The 12,987-nt window shown below is 77.3% G+C and carries 11 protein-coding genes; 3 read left to right on the top strand and 8 right to left on the bottom strand.

The window, feature by feature from the left end:
• The first annotated feature begins 50 nt into the window (after positions 1–50).
• The 3 genes from BMZ33_RS08330 to BMZ33_RS08320 all read left to right on the top strand — a co-directional run bounded on the left by BMZ33_RS08330 (position 51) and on the right by BMZ33_RS08320 (position 4,358).
• Complete coding sequence (locus BMZ33_RS08330) at positions 51–1,388, top strand: ABC transporter substrate-binding protein (protein WP_091109108.1); 1,338 nt, start codon at positions 51–53, stop codon at positions 1,386–1,388.
• A 237-nt stretch (positions 1,389–1,625) separates the two neighbouring features.
• Positions 1,626–2,603, top strand: coding sequence for a UDP-glucuronic acid decarboxylase family protein (locus BMZ33_RS08325; protein ID WP_091109107.1), 978 nt, complete (start codon positions 1,626–1,628; stop codon positions 2,601–2,603).
• A gap of 120 nt (positions 2,604–2,723) precedes the next feature.
• Complete coding sequence (locus BMZ33_RS08320) at positions 2,724–4,358, top strand: VWA domain-containing protein (RefSeq protein ID WP_091109106.1); 1,635 nt, start codon at positions 2,724–2,726, stop codon at positions 4,356–4,358.
• 118 nt (positions 4,359–4,476) lie between these two features.
• On the opposite strand, the gene BMZ33_RS08315 is transcribed toward BMZ33_RS08320, so the two are convergent.
• The 8 genes from BMZ33_RS08315 to BMZ33_RS08280 form a co-directional block, all read right to left on the bottom strand.
• Positions 4,477–5,421, bottom strand: a complete 945-nt coding sequence (locus tag BMZ33_RS08315; protein ID WP_091109105.1) for a glycosyltransferase family 9 protein — start codon at positions 5,419–5,421, stop codon at positions 4,477–4,479.
• A gap of 3 nt (positions 5,422–5,424) precedes the next feature.
• Positions 5,425–6,804, bottom strand: coding sequence for a D-glycero-beta-D-manno-heptose 1-phosphate adenylyltransferase (gene rfaE2 / locus BMZ33_RS08310; protein ID WP_091109104.1), 1,380 nt, complete (start codon positions 6,802–6,804; stop codon positions 5,425–5,427).
• On the bottom strand, positions 6,801–7,481 hold the full coding sequence (locus BMZ33_RS08305) for a D-sedoheptulose-7-phosphate isomerase (protein ID WP_091109103.1): 681 nt from the start codon (positions 7,479–7,481) through the stop codon (positions 6,801–6,803). The genes rfaE2 and BMZ33_RS08305 overlap by 4 nt, the downstream gene beginning before the upstream one ends.
• A 20-nt stretch (positions 7,482–7,501) precedes the next feature.
• Complete coding sequence (locus BMZ33_RS08300) at positions 7,502–8,746, bottom strand: glycosyltransferase (RefSeq protein ID WP_169064057.1); 1,245 nt, start codon at positions 8,744–8,746, stop codon at positions 7,502–7,504.
• A complete protein-coding gene (locus tag BMZ33_RS08295) occupies positions 8,743–9,723 on the bottom strand; it encodes a glycosyltransferase (RefSeq protein ID WP_091109102.1) in 981 nt (326 codons plus the stop codon). Before BMZ33_RS08295 ends, BMZ33_RS08300 begins: the two co-directional genes overlap by 4 nt.
• Positions 9,720–10,799 carry a glycosyltransferase family 9 protein gene (locus BMZ33_RS08290; protein WP_091109744.1) on the bottom strand — a complete coding sequence of 360 codons (1,080 nt, stop codon included), beginning with the start codon at positions 10,797–10,799 and terminating at the stop codon, positions 9,720–9,722. The genes BMZ33_RS08295 and BMZ33_RS08290 overlap by 4 nt, the downstream gene beginning before the upstream one ends.
• On the bottom strand, positions 10,796–12,286 hold the full coding sequence (locus BMZ33_RS08285; RefSeq protein WP_091109742.1) for an HAD-IIIA family hydrolase: 1,491 nt from the start codon (positions 12,284–12,286) through the stop codon (positions 10,796–10,798). Before BMZ33_RS08285 ends, BMZ33_RS08290 begins: the two co-directional genes overlap by 4 nt.
• 177 nt (positions 12,287–12,463) lie before the next feature.
• Positions 12,464–12,985, bottom strand: coding sequence for a MarR family winged helix-turn-helix transcriptional regulator (locus tag BMZ33_RS08280; RefSeq protein WP_091109101.1), 522 nt, complete (start codon positions 12,983–12,985; stop codon positions 12,464–12,466).
• Between the last annotated feature and the right edge of the window lie 2 nt (positions 12,986–12,987).

Genomic DNA, 12,987 nt, shown 5'->3' with positions numbered 1-12,987 from the left:
ACCCCCAGACTCCCGGGCACAGGCGCCCGGGTCCGCACAGAGGAGAACCCTTGACACGATCCTCACGACGCCTCGTCGGCCTCGTCGCCGCGGCGACCGTCGCCTCCACCCTCGCCGCCTGCGGCGGTGGGGACTCCGGTGGTGGAGGTGGCGGCTCCGAGGAGAACGAGGCCTCGGACGTCGGCATCACCGAGGACACCATCCGCATCGGCGCGCACTACCCGCTCACCGGCGTCGCGGCGCCCGGTTACAGCGAGATCCCGACCGGCGTCCAGGCGTACTTCGACTACGTCAACGCCAACGGTGGGGTCAACGGCCGCCAGATCGAGTGGATCTACCGCGACGACGCGTACAACCCGACCAACACCAGCCAGGTGGTCAACCAGCTCGTCCTCGAGGACGAGGTGTTCGCGATCATGGGCGGCCTGGGCACCCCGACGCACAACGCCGTCACCGACTTCCTCAACAGCGAGGGCGTGCCGGACCTGTTCGTGGCCTCCGGCTCGCGGCTGTGGGACGACGTCGAGGAGAAGCCCACCACCTTCGGCTGGCAGCCCGACTACGAGATCGAGGGCAAGATCATCGGCCAGTACGTGGCCGAGAACTTCCCCGACGCGAAGGTCGGCCTCTTCCTGCAGGGTGACGACTTCGGCGAGGACGGCGCGGCCGGCGCCAAGCAGTACCTCGAGGACCAGATCGTCGCCGAGGAGACCTACGTCCCCGGCAACACCGACGTCCGCCCGCAGATCTCCGCGCTGCAGGCCGCCGGTGCCGACCTCGTCCTGGGCTTCAACGTGCCCAGCTACACCGCGCTGTCGCAGCTGACCGCGCTGCAGCTGGGCTACGACCCGCAGTGGTTCTACTCCAACGTCGGCTCGGACCCGGCGCTGGTCGGCTCGCTGCTGGCCCGCTTCTCCGAGGGCGCGGTCAGCGACGCCAGCCTGCTCGACGGCGTGCTCACCACCGAGTACATCCCCACCGTCGACACCCCGGACAACCCCTGGATCCAGCTCTACCAGCGGGTGTGGGAGGAGTCCGGCCAGGAGGGCGAGCTCACCAACTACCGGGCCTACGGCATGTCGCAGGCCTACACGATGGTCCAGGCGCTGCAGGCGGCCGGCCAGAACCCGACGCGTGACGACCTCGTCGCCGCCGTCGAGCAGGCCGGCGCCGACTGGGAGGGCCCCGGCTTCGCGCCGTTCCGCTACTCCGAGGACCGGCACGCCGGCTACAGCGGCATGCTGGTCAGCCGGATCGCCGGCCAGGGCTCGGAGGAGCTGACGCCGGTGCTGGTCACCGACAACGGCGACGCCGAGATCGAGGAGTACGACGGCGAGGCCGCGACCCCGCCGGAGAGCGGCATCCCGGACGAGGAGCCCGTCAACTAGTCGAAGGGCCCTCTCGCCTCCCACCCCCCGCTGCCGCTCGGGGCGGGGCCCTGCGCGAGGGCCGTTCCGGAGCCTCACCACCCGGCGGGCCGCCGGTCCCCTCGGGGGCCGGCGGCCCGCCGCCGTCCCGGGCGACGTCGGGCAGGACACTCAGCTCCCGAAGTGTCGGGAGTTGATCTCCGGGTAGGGCAGCCGCGGGGCCCCTGCGGAGGGGACGGCGAGAGGGCGGGAGCAGCGATGGTGCACGCGGCGCGGACGATCCGGCGGGCGGTGGTGACCGGCGGCGCCGGGTTCCTCGGCTCGCACCTGTGCGAGCACCTGCTCGACCGGGGCGTCGAGGTGGTGTGCCTGGACAACTTCCTCACCGGGTCGCCCGAGAACGTCGTCCACCTCCTGGAGCACCCCGGGTTCCGGCTGGTGCGCTGCGACGTCACCGACTACGTCCACGTGCCCGGCGACGTCGACCTGGTGCTGCACTTCGCCTCCCCGGCCAGCCCGCTGGACTACCTGCGGATGCCGATCGAGACGCTGAAGGTCGGCAGCCTCGGCACGCTGCACACCCTCGGCCTGGCGCACGAGAAGGGCGCCCGGTACGTGCTGGCCTCGACCTCGGAGGTCTACGGCGACCCGCTGGAGCACCCGCAGCGCGAGGAGTACTGGGGCAACGTCAACCCGGTGGGCCCGCGCGGCGTCTACGACGAGGCCAAGCGCTTCAGCGAGGCGATGACCACGGCCTACCGCACGTCCAAGGGCACCGACACCGGCATCGTGCGGATCTTCAACACCTACGGCCCGCGGATGCGCCCCGACGACGGCCGGGCCATCCCCGCCTTCGTCGGGCAGGCGCTGTCGGGCCGGCCGCTGACCGTGGCCGGCGACGGCTCGCAGACCCGCTCCATCTGCTACGTCGACGACACGGTGCGCGGCATCCTGGCCCTGGCGTTCTCCGACCAGCCCGGTCCGGTGAACGTCGGCAACCCCGACGAGCTGTCCGTGCTGCGGCTGGCGCAGTGGATCGTGGAGCTGACCGGGTCGTCGTCGCCGATCTCGTTCGTCGACCTGCCGGTCGACGACCCGAAGGTGCGCCGTCCCGACACCACCCGCGCCGAGCAGCTGCTGGGCTGGCGGCCGACGGTGCCCTCCGAGGAGGGCCTGCGCCGCACCGTCGCCTGGTTCGCCGAACAGCGCCGGACGGCGGCCCTGCGGGTGAGCTGACCCCCGCGCCCGCGGGCCGCCGGGTCGTCCTCCCCGCGGCACCCCGACCCGGTTGCGCAACTACGCTGGTGCCCGGCGTCGTGGGTACGCCTGATGACCGGACACTCACGGAGAGCGATCATGGGCCGCCACGCCGACACCACCTCCGCGCGCCGACTGCCGGCCCGCCCCGCGCCCGTCGCCCTCGTCGTCGCCCTGGTCGTCCTCGCCCTGGTCGCCGGCGGGCTGGTGTGGTGGCTGGCCGGATCGGGCGGGGGCTGCGACGAGACGCGCACCGTCCGGGTCGCCGTCGCCCCCGAGCTCGCCCCGGTGGCGCAGGACCTGCTCGCCGAGCCGCAGGACCTCGGCGGCGGCACCTGCGCCGGCGCCGAGGTGACCGCGCAGGAGCCGCTGCAGGCCGTCGGCGACCTGCAGGCGCTCGAGGACGAGGCGCTGCCGCAGGTGTGGGTGCCCGACAGCTCGCTGTGGACCGTCCGGGCGACCGACGCCGTCCTCGACGCGTCGGGCTCGATGGCCACCTCGCCGGTCGTCCTGGGCACCAGCCAGGGGACCGTCGACGAGCTGGGCTGGGGCGCGCAGCCGCCGTCGTGGGCCGAGGCGCTCAGCGGCGTCCGCCCGGTGGCGGTGCCCGACCTCGCCGAGAGCGCCGAGGGGCTGTCCGCGCTCGCCGCGCTGCGCACCTCCCTCGGCGGCGACGAGTCCGCCGACAACGCCGTCGTCCAGGCGGTGCTCGCCGCCCGCCGCGGGCCGGCCGTGAGCCCCGCCGACGCGCTGCAGGCAGCCGGGTCGGGCGCGGCCGACGCGCCGCTGGTGCCGGTGAGCGAGCAGGAGGTGCTCGCCACCACCCGGGAGTCAGCGGACTCGCGGCTCGTGCCGGTCTACCCGTCGGAGGGGTCGCCGCAGCTGGACTACCCGGTCCTGCGGGTCGGGACGCCGTCGGACGAGGAGCGCTCGGCCGTGGACGCCGTCGTGCGGACGCTGACCTCGGAGACAGCGCGCACCGCCGTCCTGGGCGCCGGGTTCCGCGACGCCGAGGGCACCGCGCCCACCGACGCCGGCGAGTCCGTGCCGCAGGAGGCGCCCGAGACCGTGGACGTCGACGCCGAGCAGGTGCAGTCGCTGCTCACCGAGCTGTCCCGCCTGGCCGCGCCGTCGCGGATCCTCACCGTCTTCGACATCTCGACCTCCATGGAGGCGCCCGCGGGCGACGGCACCCGGGCCACGCTGGCCCGGGACGCCGCCCAGAGCACGCTCACGCTCGTGCCGGGCAACTTCGCGCTCGGCCTGTGGTTCTTCGCCCGCGAGCTGGAGGACGACCGGGACTGGGTCGAGGCCGTGCCCACGCGCGCGCTGGAGTCGGAGGTCGACGGCAGCAGCCAGCGCGACCTGCTCGACGCCGAGCTCGACACCATCCCCGACCGGCTCAGCCCCGGTGGCACCGGCCTCTACGACACCACGCTGGAGGCGGTCCGCGCGGCCCGCGAGGACGTCGACCCGAACGCGGTGAACAGCGTGCTGATGGTCACCGACGGCACCAACGACGACGACGGCACCTCGCTCGACGCGCTGCTGCAGACCCTCCGGGACGAGGCCGACCCGGAGCGGCCGGTGAAGGTCATCGGCGTCGCGCTCGGCCCGGACGCCGACATGGCCGCGCTGGAGCGGATCGCGGAGGCCACCGGCGGTGCCGCCTACTCGGCGGTCGACCCGACCGACCTGCAGGGCGTCCTCTTCGACGCCCTCCGCCAGCGCTGAGCACACCGTCGGCCTACCGGCCGACACCGCGGCCACGTGCCGTCCCCTGCTCCGGTGAGCCGCTGCCCGTGTCCCGATCGGGGGGCCTCCCGCCCCCGCGATCGGTCCACCCTGCCGGTCAGCGACGGGCGAGCAGCCGTTCCAGGGCCTGCGTGACCTCGTCGACGGTGATCCGCGCGAGGGCCGGGTCGAGCTCGGTGCCCCAGGGGTCGCCGGTGCCGTCGCCGTGCCAGAGGGCGACGTGCTGCGCGCGCGGCGGCGGGCCCCACAGCGCCGGGGAGACCGGTCCGAACAGCACCACCGACGGGCGGCGGTAGGCGCTGGCCACGTGGGCGACGCCGGTGTCGCCGCTGACCACCACCCGCGCCGCGGCGACGGTCGCGGCCAGCTCGAGGGTCGTGGTGGCGCCGGCGAGCACGGCCTCCTCCCCCAGCCCGGCCCCGTCGGCCACCGCGCGCGCGAGCTCCCGTTCGGCGGGCCCGCCGGTGATCCGCACGTCGTGCCCCCCGTCGGCCAGCCAGCGGGCCACCGCGGCGAACCGCCCGGGCGGCCAGCGCCGGCCGGGGAAGGCGGCGCCGGGGTGCACCAGCGCGGCGCCGGTCACCGGCGGTGGCACGGCCGGGACGGCGAGGTCGAGCGCGTCGGGGTCGGCGTCGGCGCCCAGGCCCTCGGCGACCAGCCGGCACCAGCGCCGCACCTCGTGCTCGTCGGGGTACCAGGCCGGTCCCGGGTACCCGGGGCTGGCGAAGGTGAGCAGCCGGTGCGGGTGCAGGTCGGCCACGACGACGTGCGAGGCCGGCCCCTTGCCGTGCAGGTCGACGGCCAGCTCCGGCGGCGCCCCGGACCAGTCCAGGGGCTCCAGCTCGCGCGCGGGGAGCACCTCGTCGACGGCGTCGACCAGCCCGGCCAGCGGCGCGAGCGCGGCCGTCGTCGCCAGGACCAGCCGGTGGTCCGGCACCGCCGCGCGCACCGCCCGGATCGCCGGGACGCCGGTGAGCAGGTCACCGAGCCCCAGCGGCCGCAGGACGACGGCGGCCGGCTGTGCACCCCCACGGAAGTGCACGCCTCAGACTCTCGAGCGCTGGACCAGGGCGGTCGTCGAGTGCCCGTCGAGGTAGGGCAGCACGACGGCCTGGCCGCCCCACCGCCGCAGCACCGCGGCCTCGGGCAGGTCGGCACCCGCGTAGTCGCCGCCCTTGGCCCAGACGTCGGGCCGCAGCCGGTCGAGCACCTGCGCCGGGGTGTCCTCCTCGAACACGACGACGGCGTCGACGAACTCCAGCGCCTCCAGCACGCGCGCCCGGTCGGTCGCGGTGACCAGCGGCCGGGACGGGCCCTTGAGCCGGCGCACGGAGTCGTCGGAGTTGATGCACACGACCAGGCAGTCGCCCAGCCCGCGGGCGGCGCGCAGCGTGGCCACGTGCCCGGGGTGCAGCAGGTCGAAGCAGCCGCCGGTGGCCACCACGGTGCCCCCGCCGCCGCGCACGCGCGCCAGCAGCGCCGACACGCCGTCCTCGGCGGCCACGTTCGGCTCGCGCTCCACCGGGGCGTCCCACGCCGTGGCCCCGCCTGCGGCGACGAAGCGCCCGGCGAAGGCGACGGCGGCCGCCACCGCCTCCCCGGTCACCGCTCCCTCGGCGAGCGCGAGCGCGGCTGCGGCGGCGAAGGAGTCACCGGCGCCGCACGGGTCGCCGCCGCTCACCGGGACGGCGGGCACCACCATGGGCGCGCCCTCGCCGTAGGACAGCAGCGCCCCGCGGGCGCCCAGGGTGACCGCGACCGCGCCGACGCCCCAGTGCCGGATCAGCGCCTCGGCCCGGGTGCCCACGGCGGCCAGGCCGTCGCCGTCGGCGGGCACGCCGGCACCGGCGGCCACCCGGGCGGCCTCCGCGCCGTTCGGGGTCACCAGCCGCACGGTGGGCACCGGGTCGGCGCCGCGCGGGTGCGGGTCCCAGACCACCGGGCCGCCGGCCTCGCCCAGCAGCTCGCGGACGGCGGGGTCGGCGGTGGTGCCGCGGCCGTAGTCGGCGACGAGCACCGCGGCGGCACCGCGGACGGCCTCCCGCGCCGCGGCGGGGAGCTCGCCGAGGGCCACGGTGGGCGAGCCGCTGTCCAGCCGCACCACCGAGTGGTCGCCCACGCGCACCCGCCGCTTGACCGCGGTGCCGCCGGTGGCCGGGACGGCGACCAGCCGCACTCGCCCGGCCAGCAGCGCCCGGAGCCGCGCGGCGCCCTCGTCGTCGGCCAGCGGCGCCACCAGCACGACCTCGCGGTCGGTGGCCTGCGCCGCGACCACCGCCGCCAGCGCCGCGCCGCCGGGGCGCTCGCGGGTCTCGAGGTCCTCGACCACGGGCACCGGCGCGTCGGGGGTGAGCCGCGACGCGGTGCCGACCAGGTCGACGTCGAGCAGCGCGTCGCCGACGACGACGAGCGGCCCGGCGCTCACTGCACCACCCCGATCCGGCTGACCGGCACCCGCGCGGGCTCGGCGAGCACCGCGGCGTCGAAGGCGGCGCAGAGCAGGTGCAGGGCGACCAGGTGGCACTCCTGCACGGTCGCCGTCCACGGGGAGTCGATGCACACCGCCTCGTCGGAGGCCGCCGCCAGCGGGTTGGGCGCCGGCCCGGTCATCGACAGGACGGTGATGCCGCACTCGCGGGCGCGCCGGGCCGCGGTGACGGCGTTGGGCGAGCGGCCCGACGTCGACAGCAGCACCAGGACGTCGCCGGCACGGCCGTGCGCCTCGACCTGGCGGGCGAACAGCTCGTCGGCCGGGTAGTCGTTGGCGATCGCCGTCAGCGACGAGGTCTCGGCGGTCAGGCAGATGGCCGAGAACGGCGGCCGGTCGGCGCGGTAGCGGCCCACCAGCTCGGCGGTGAGGTGCTGCGCCTGGGCCGCGCTGCCCCCGTTGCCCGCCGCCAGCAGCCGCCCGCGCGTCTCCCCGCACAGCACGTCGGCCAGCAGCCCGCCCCAGCGGTCGAGGGTGTCGACCGACGCGTCGAGGCCGCGCAGCGCCGCGGTCAGCGACGCGACGTGGTCGCGGCCGGTGAGGTGCGTGCAGGAGTCGGGCGAGACGACCTCGCCGGCGGAGTGGGGGGCCTCGGACAACGGGGCAGGGCTCATCGGGCGGCCTCCAGGGGCGCTCATCGGACGGCCTCGACGGGACGCCGGGTGGACAGGACCTGCCGGTAGACGGCCTCGGTGTCGGCGGCCACGCGGGCCCACCGGAAGCGGGCGCGGGCCCGCCGGACGCCGGCCGCCCCGTAGGCGGCGCGGCGGGCGTCGTCGGCCAGCAGCGCGGCGAGCACCGCGCCGAGCCGCTGCGGATCGCGGGGTGGCACCAGGTCGCCGGTGACCCCGTCGGCCACGGAGTCCTGCAGCCCGCCCACGGCGGTGGCCACCACGGGGCGGCCGCAGGCCATCGCCTCCAGCGGGGTGATGCCGAACGGCTCGTACCAGGGCACCGCGAGGACGACGTCGGCCGAGCGCACCCAGGCGGGGACGTCGGCGCGGGCCACCGACCCCGCGAAGCACACCCGGTCGGCCACCCCGACCTCGGCGGCGACGGCACGCAGCCGGCGCACCTCGGGGTCGGCGTCGACCGCGCCCGGCGGCGGGCCGCCGACGACGACCAGCTCGGCGTCGGGGACGGCGGCCAGCGCGCGGACGGCGTCCTCCTGGCCCTTGCGCTCCACCAGCCGGCCGAGCACCAGCAGCCGCGGCCGGCCGGTGCGCGGCGCCACCGGCCCGCGCGGGGCGAAGACGGCGGTGTCCACGCCGCACGGCACGATCGAGACGCGGTCGCGGGACAGGCCGAGGCGGCGCAGCTCGAACACCTCGTCGCTGCAGGTGGCCACGACGTGGCCCACCGCCCGGCACAGCTCCCGCTCGAGCTCGACGCGCTGCGGCGGCGAGGTGTCGGCGGCGCCCTGGTGGCGGCGCTTGACCGAGCCGAGCGCGTGGAAGGTCTGCAGCACCGGCACCGGTGCGAGCAGGCTGCCGGCGGCCTCGACCGCGGCCAGCCCGCTCATCCAGAAGTGCGCGTGCACGACGTCGGGCGGTGCGACGGCCCAGCGGGCGCGCAGCCCGGCGGCCAGCGCCGGCACGTGCGCCAGCAGGTCGTCCTTGGGCAGCGGTGCGGCCGGCCCGGCGGTCACGTGGCTGACCACGTAGCCGTCGTCGGTGGCCACCTCGTCGGGCAGGCCGGGGTCGTCGCGGCGGGTGTGCACGGTGACCTCGTGGCCGCGCGCGGCCAGGCCCGCAGCGAGTGCCGCCACGTGCACGTTCTGCCCGCCGGCGTCCACGCCGCCGATCGCGGCGAGCGGCGAGGCGTGCTCGCTGACCAGGTCGACGCGCAGCGGGGCGCCGGTGCGCCGGTGCGTCCTCATCTCGTCACCTCTCCCAGAAGGTGGTCCCAGTCGGAGAGGAACCGGGGGAGCCCGTAGCGCTCCAGCGCGGCGGCCCGCGCCGCCTTGCCGGCCAGCCGGGCGGCGTCCTCGTCGTGCAGGTAGGTGCGGACGGCGTCCCAGAGCACCTCGGGACGCGTGGAGAGCACGCCGGCGGCCGCCGGCACCGCCTCGACCACCTCGGTGGCGGCCAGGGCGACCACCGGCATGCCCAGGTGCATCGCCTCGAGCAGCGACAGCCCGAGGGAGGTCCAGCGCACCGGGTGCACGTACACGCGGCGGCGGGCCAGCTCGGCGTGCATCGCGGCCTGCGGTGGGTCGTCGTACAGGGCGACCCGGTCGGGGTCGAGACCGTAGCGCTCGTGCAGCCCGGCCAGCCCCATGCCGAAGACGTCGACCGGCGCCGCCTCGGCCAGCCCGGGCAGCAGGTCGGCGCCGACCGTGCGGCCGCGGCGGACCGGCTCGTTGGTGACGACGGCGGCGCGGGCCAGCTCGCCGGTCCAGCGCTCGCCGGGGTCGACGATGCCGTGCTCGACGACCGTCGTCGGCGCCCGGCCGTTGTCGTAGAAGAGCCGGTTGAAGTGGGTGACGTGCGCGATCGGGACGTCGTCGCGGTCGGCCAGCGGGTGCCGGGTGCAGGGCACCGGCGCGGCGCCCTCCTCCAGGCCGGGGGCGTTGTGCTCGAGGAACACCGAGGGCAGGTCGCGGCCGGGTTCGCGCCCGAGCCACTCCCGCACCAGCTCCAGGTCGCGCACCCGCTGCAGCACGACGACGTCGACGTCCTCGTCGCGCAGCTGCTCCGGGGTCACCTCGCGGGCCGACGCCGGCCAGTCCCACGTGCGGGCGCGGCCCAGCCCGTCGGGGCCCCGGCCGGGCACCACCGGCAGCAGGTACTCGTGCGCGCCCTGGACGAACGCCGTCGTCCAGGAGCCGTGCACGTGCCAGACCAGGACCCTCATGCGGCGACCACCTTCTCGACGGCGGCGACGACGTCGGCGGCGCTCACCGAGGTCAGGCAGGGGTGGCCGGGCACCGGGCACAGGCGGGCCCGGGTGCCGCGGCAGGCGGCCTCCTGGTCGCCGAGCAGCACGGTCGGCACACCGTAGGGCGCCCACCGTGCGGCCGGCACGACCGGGCTGAACAGCGAGACGACGGGGGTGCCGACGGCGGCGGCCAGGTGCGCCGGGCCGGTGTTGCCGACGACGACGGCCGCGGCGCCGTCGAGCAGCGCGGCCACCTCCGCCAGGGTGGTGGCCCCGCCGAGGTCGACCCCGCGGGTGCCGGCGACGGCGGCGGTCAGCGCCCGCTCCCCCGGGCCGCCGGTGACCAGCACCCGGTGGCCGGCATCGGCGAGCGCCTCGACGGCCTCGGCGCAGCGCTCCGCCGGCCAGGCGCGGGCCGGGACGCTCGCGCCGGGGTGCAGCACGACGTAGCCGGGCGCCAGCGCCTCCGCGAGATGTGCACACCGGTGGCCTTCGGAGACCCCGAAGCCGCGAGTGTGCAGATCTCGCGCGTCCACGGGCGGCAGCGGGCGGCGCACCGCGAGGCGGCCGTCGTCGCCGTCGGGGAGGTCGAAGCCGGCCGCGCGGGCGAGCGACAGGGCCCGCTCCGGCTCGGGCTGGTCGTCCTCCGTCCGGTGGCGGACGTCGAGCAGCGAGCCCGGGTAGTCGACGCTGGTCGCGCTCAGCCGGGGCACGCCCGCGGCCCGCAGCAGCAGCGCCAGCGGCAGCGGCGACTGGTGGAACGACGTGCTGATGACGGCCTCGTCGGGTGCCAGCGCGCGCACCCGCCCGGTGAGCGCGGCCAGGTCGGCGGCGTCGACGGGGGGCGGGTCGCCGAGGATCCACGGGCAGGCCCACGTCCACACCTCGTCGACGCCGGGCAGCAGCGCGGCCGCCTCGGCACCGGCCGGGCCGGCGAGGAACACGACCCGGTCGGCGGAGGCGGCGACCGCGCGGACCAGCGGTCCCTGCAGCAGGACGTCACCGGCGTTGTCGAGCCGGGCGACGAGGACGGTTCCCCGGCGCCCCGTCACCACCGGCCCGCCAGGACGTCGTCGACCGCGGCGCTCAGGGTGGCGGCCACCCGCGGCGCGGCGGCGACCTCCTGCTTGCGCGTCACCGGCGTCGGCACCAGGACGCCGCTCGCGCCGGCGGCCGCGGCGGCCTCGACGTCGGCCCCGATGTCGCCGATGACGACGGTCCGCGCCGGGTCCACGCCGAGCTCGGCGCACGCCGTCTTCACCATGCCCGGCGCGGGCTTGCGGCAGGAGCAGCCGTCGTCGGGGCCGTGCGGGCAGACCTGCACCGTCTCGAACGGGCCGAGCAGCTCGTCGAGGCGGGCCATGCAGGCGTCGACCTGGTCGCGGGTGACGATCCCGCGGGCCACGCCGGACTGGTTGCTCACCACCCCCACGCGCACGCCGCGGGCCCGCAGGGCGTCGACCGCCTCCCGCGCGCCGGGCACCGGCCGCACCAGCTCGGGGTCGCCGTTGTACGGGTAGTCGCGCACCAGCGTGCCGTCGCGGTCGAAGAGCACCAGGTCGGGCAGGCCGCGCCACGGCGCCACCCGGCGGTGCCGCACGACGCCGCGCAGCCAGTGCCAGGTGGCCAGCGGCGGGATGGCGGCGCTGGTGAGCGCCATGGTGGTGACCTCGGCCCGGTCGCGCGGCCCGGGCGCGATCCGCGCCCGGGCGAACTCGGCGGTGCCGGCCGCCCAGGCCAGGGCGGCGGCGAGCGCCGCGCGGGGCCGGCGCGCCGCGGCCAGGCCGAGGGCGGCCACGCCCGCGGCGGTGACGGCGAGGTGCTGCGGACGGCGGCCGAGCGCGGCGTCGGCCCGCTCGCGCCAGTCCGGGCCGTGCAGCCGGCGCATGAGGACGTCGTCGGCGTTGCCGGCCTGCACGCGGAGGCTGACCCAGCGGTCGGTGGGCCGCACCGGGTGGGTGATCCGGCGCTGCCCGCGCACCAGCCGGCTGCCGGTGTCCACCACGCGCAGGGCCAGGTCGGAGTCCTCGCGGAAGGCGCGGGGGAAGCGCTCGTCGAACCCGCCGACGGCGGCCAGCGCGGCCCGGCGGTAGGCCAGGTCGGCGGTGATCCACGAGCTGGTGGCCAGTCCCGCGGTCCCGCGCTCCCAGTCGGTGGGCCGGCGGTCGGCCGGCAGCGGCACCCGGACCCGGCCCTGGCTGCCGGCGACGTCGGCGGGCAGGTCGCGCAGGTCCTCGTCCAGCCGCTCGTACCAGTCGGGGTCGGGGACGACGTCGTCGTCGAGGAAGGCGATCCACCCGGTGCGGGCGGTGCGCCAGCCGAGGTTGCGGGCACGGGCCGGCCCGCCGCCCCCCGTGCGCACGACGCGGACCGGCGGCAGTCCCGGCCGGTCGACCGTCAGCGGCGGCCCCTGCGGGCGGTCGTCGACCACCACCAGCTCGGCGGGGCGGGGCCCGGGCGCGGCGGCGAGGGCGTCGAGGAGCACGTCGAGCGACGGCCGGCCGATGGTCGGCACGACGACGGTGCACTCCGCGAGCATGATCGCGCCCTGCCCGAGCAGCGCACCCGGCAAACACTACGGGCTTGAAGTTCCCCCGGCCGCGCGCCGGCCCCCTGCAGGAGGAGGCCCGTCCTCCTCACCGCCCGCGAGCTGGTGGCGAGCCTCCGGACGGGGCCTGGCGCGAGCCCGCGCTCGGCGGGGGCAGGGGGTCCTTCGTCAGCGGCGGACGCGGGTGGCCGCGGACACCCGCGCCAGGGCGTCGGTGACGACGGCCGCGTCGTCCCCCAGCAGGGCGAGCAGGTGCGCGACGAGCTCGTCGTGGGTGGCCGCGGCGGCCCGGACGCGGTCGCGGCCGGCGTCGGTGAGCCGGGCGTGCAGCAGCCGCCGGTCGCCGGGGCGCCGCTCGCGCACGACCAGGCCCTGCTCGACCAGCCGGCCGACGGTGCTGGTCACCCCCGCCCGCGACAGGCCCAGGGCCTCGGCGACCTCGCCCATGGTGGCCCGCTCCCCCGGCGCCTCCGCGATCCGGCGCAGCGCCTCGAAGCCGGTGAGCGAGAGGTCGTGGTCGCGGTGCAGGGCGGAGTCGACGCGGTGGGTGATCCGGTCGTGCACCTGGACGATGCGCAGCCACGTCTCGGCCGGCCGCGGCGCCGCACCGGAGAGCGCCGCGGGGTCGGCCGGGACCTCGTCAGGGGGGACGGTGCCGGACGGGGCGGCCAGCACGTCCTCGGGGGGCATCC

The sequence above is a fragment of the Geodermatophilus dictyosporus genome (assembly GCF_900115505.1).
In the GTDB taxonomy this organism is placed as follows: Bacteria; Actinomycetota; Actinomycetes; order Mycobacteriales; family Geodermatophilaceae; genus Geodermatophilus; species Geodermatophilus dictyosporus.
Note: the sequence above shows the minus strand (reverse complement) of the source record. Positions and strands in the feature narration are given on the sequence as shown.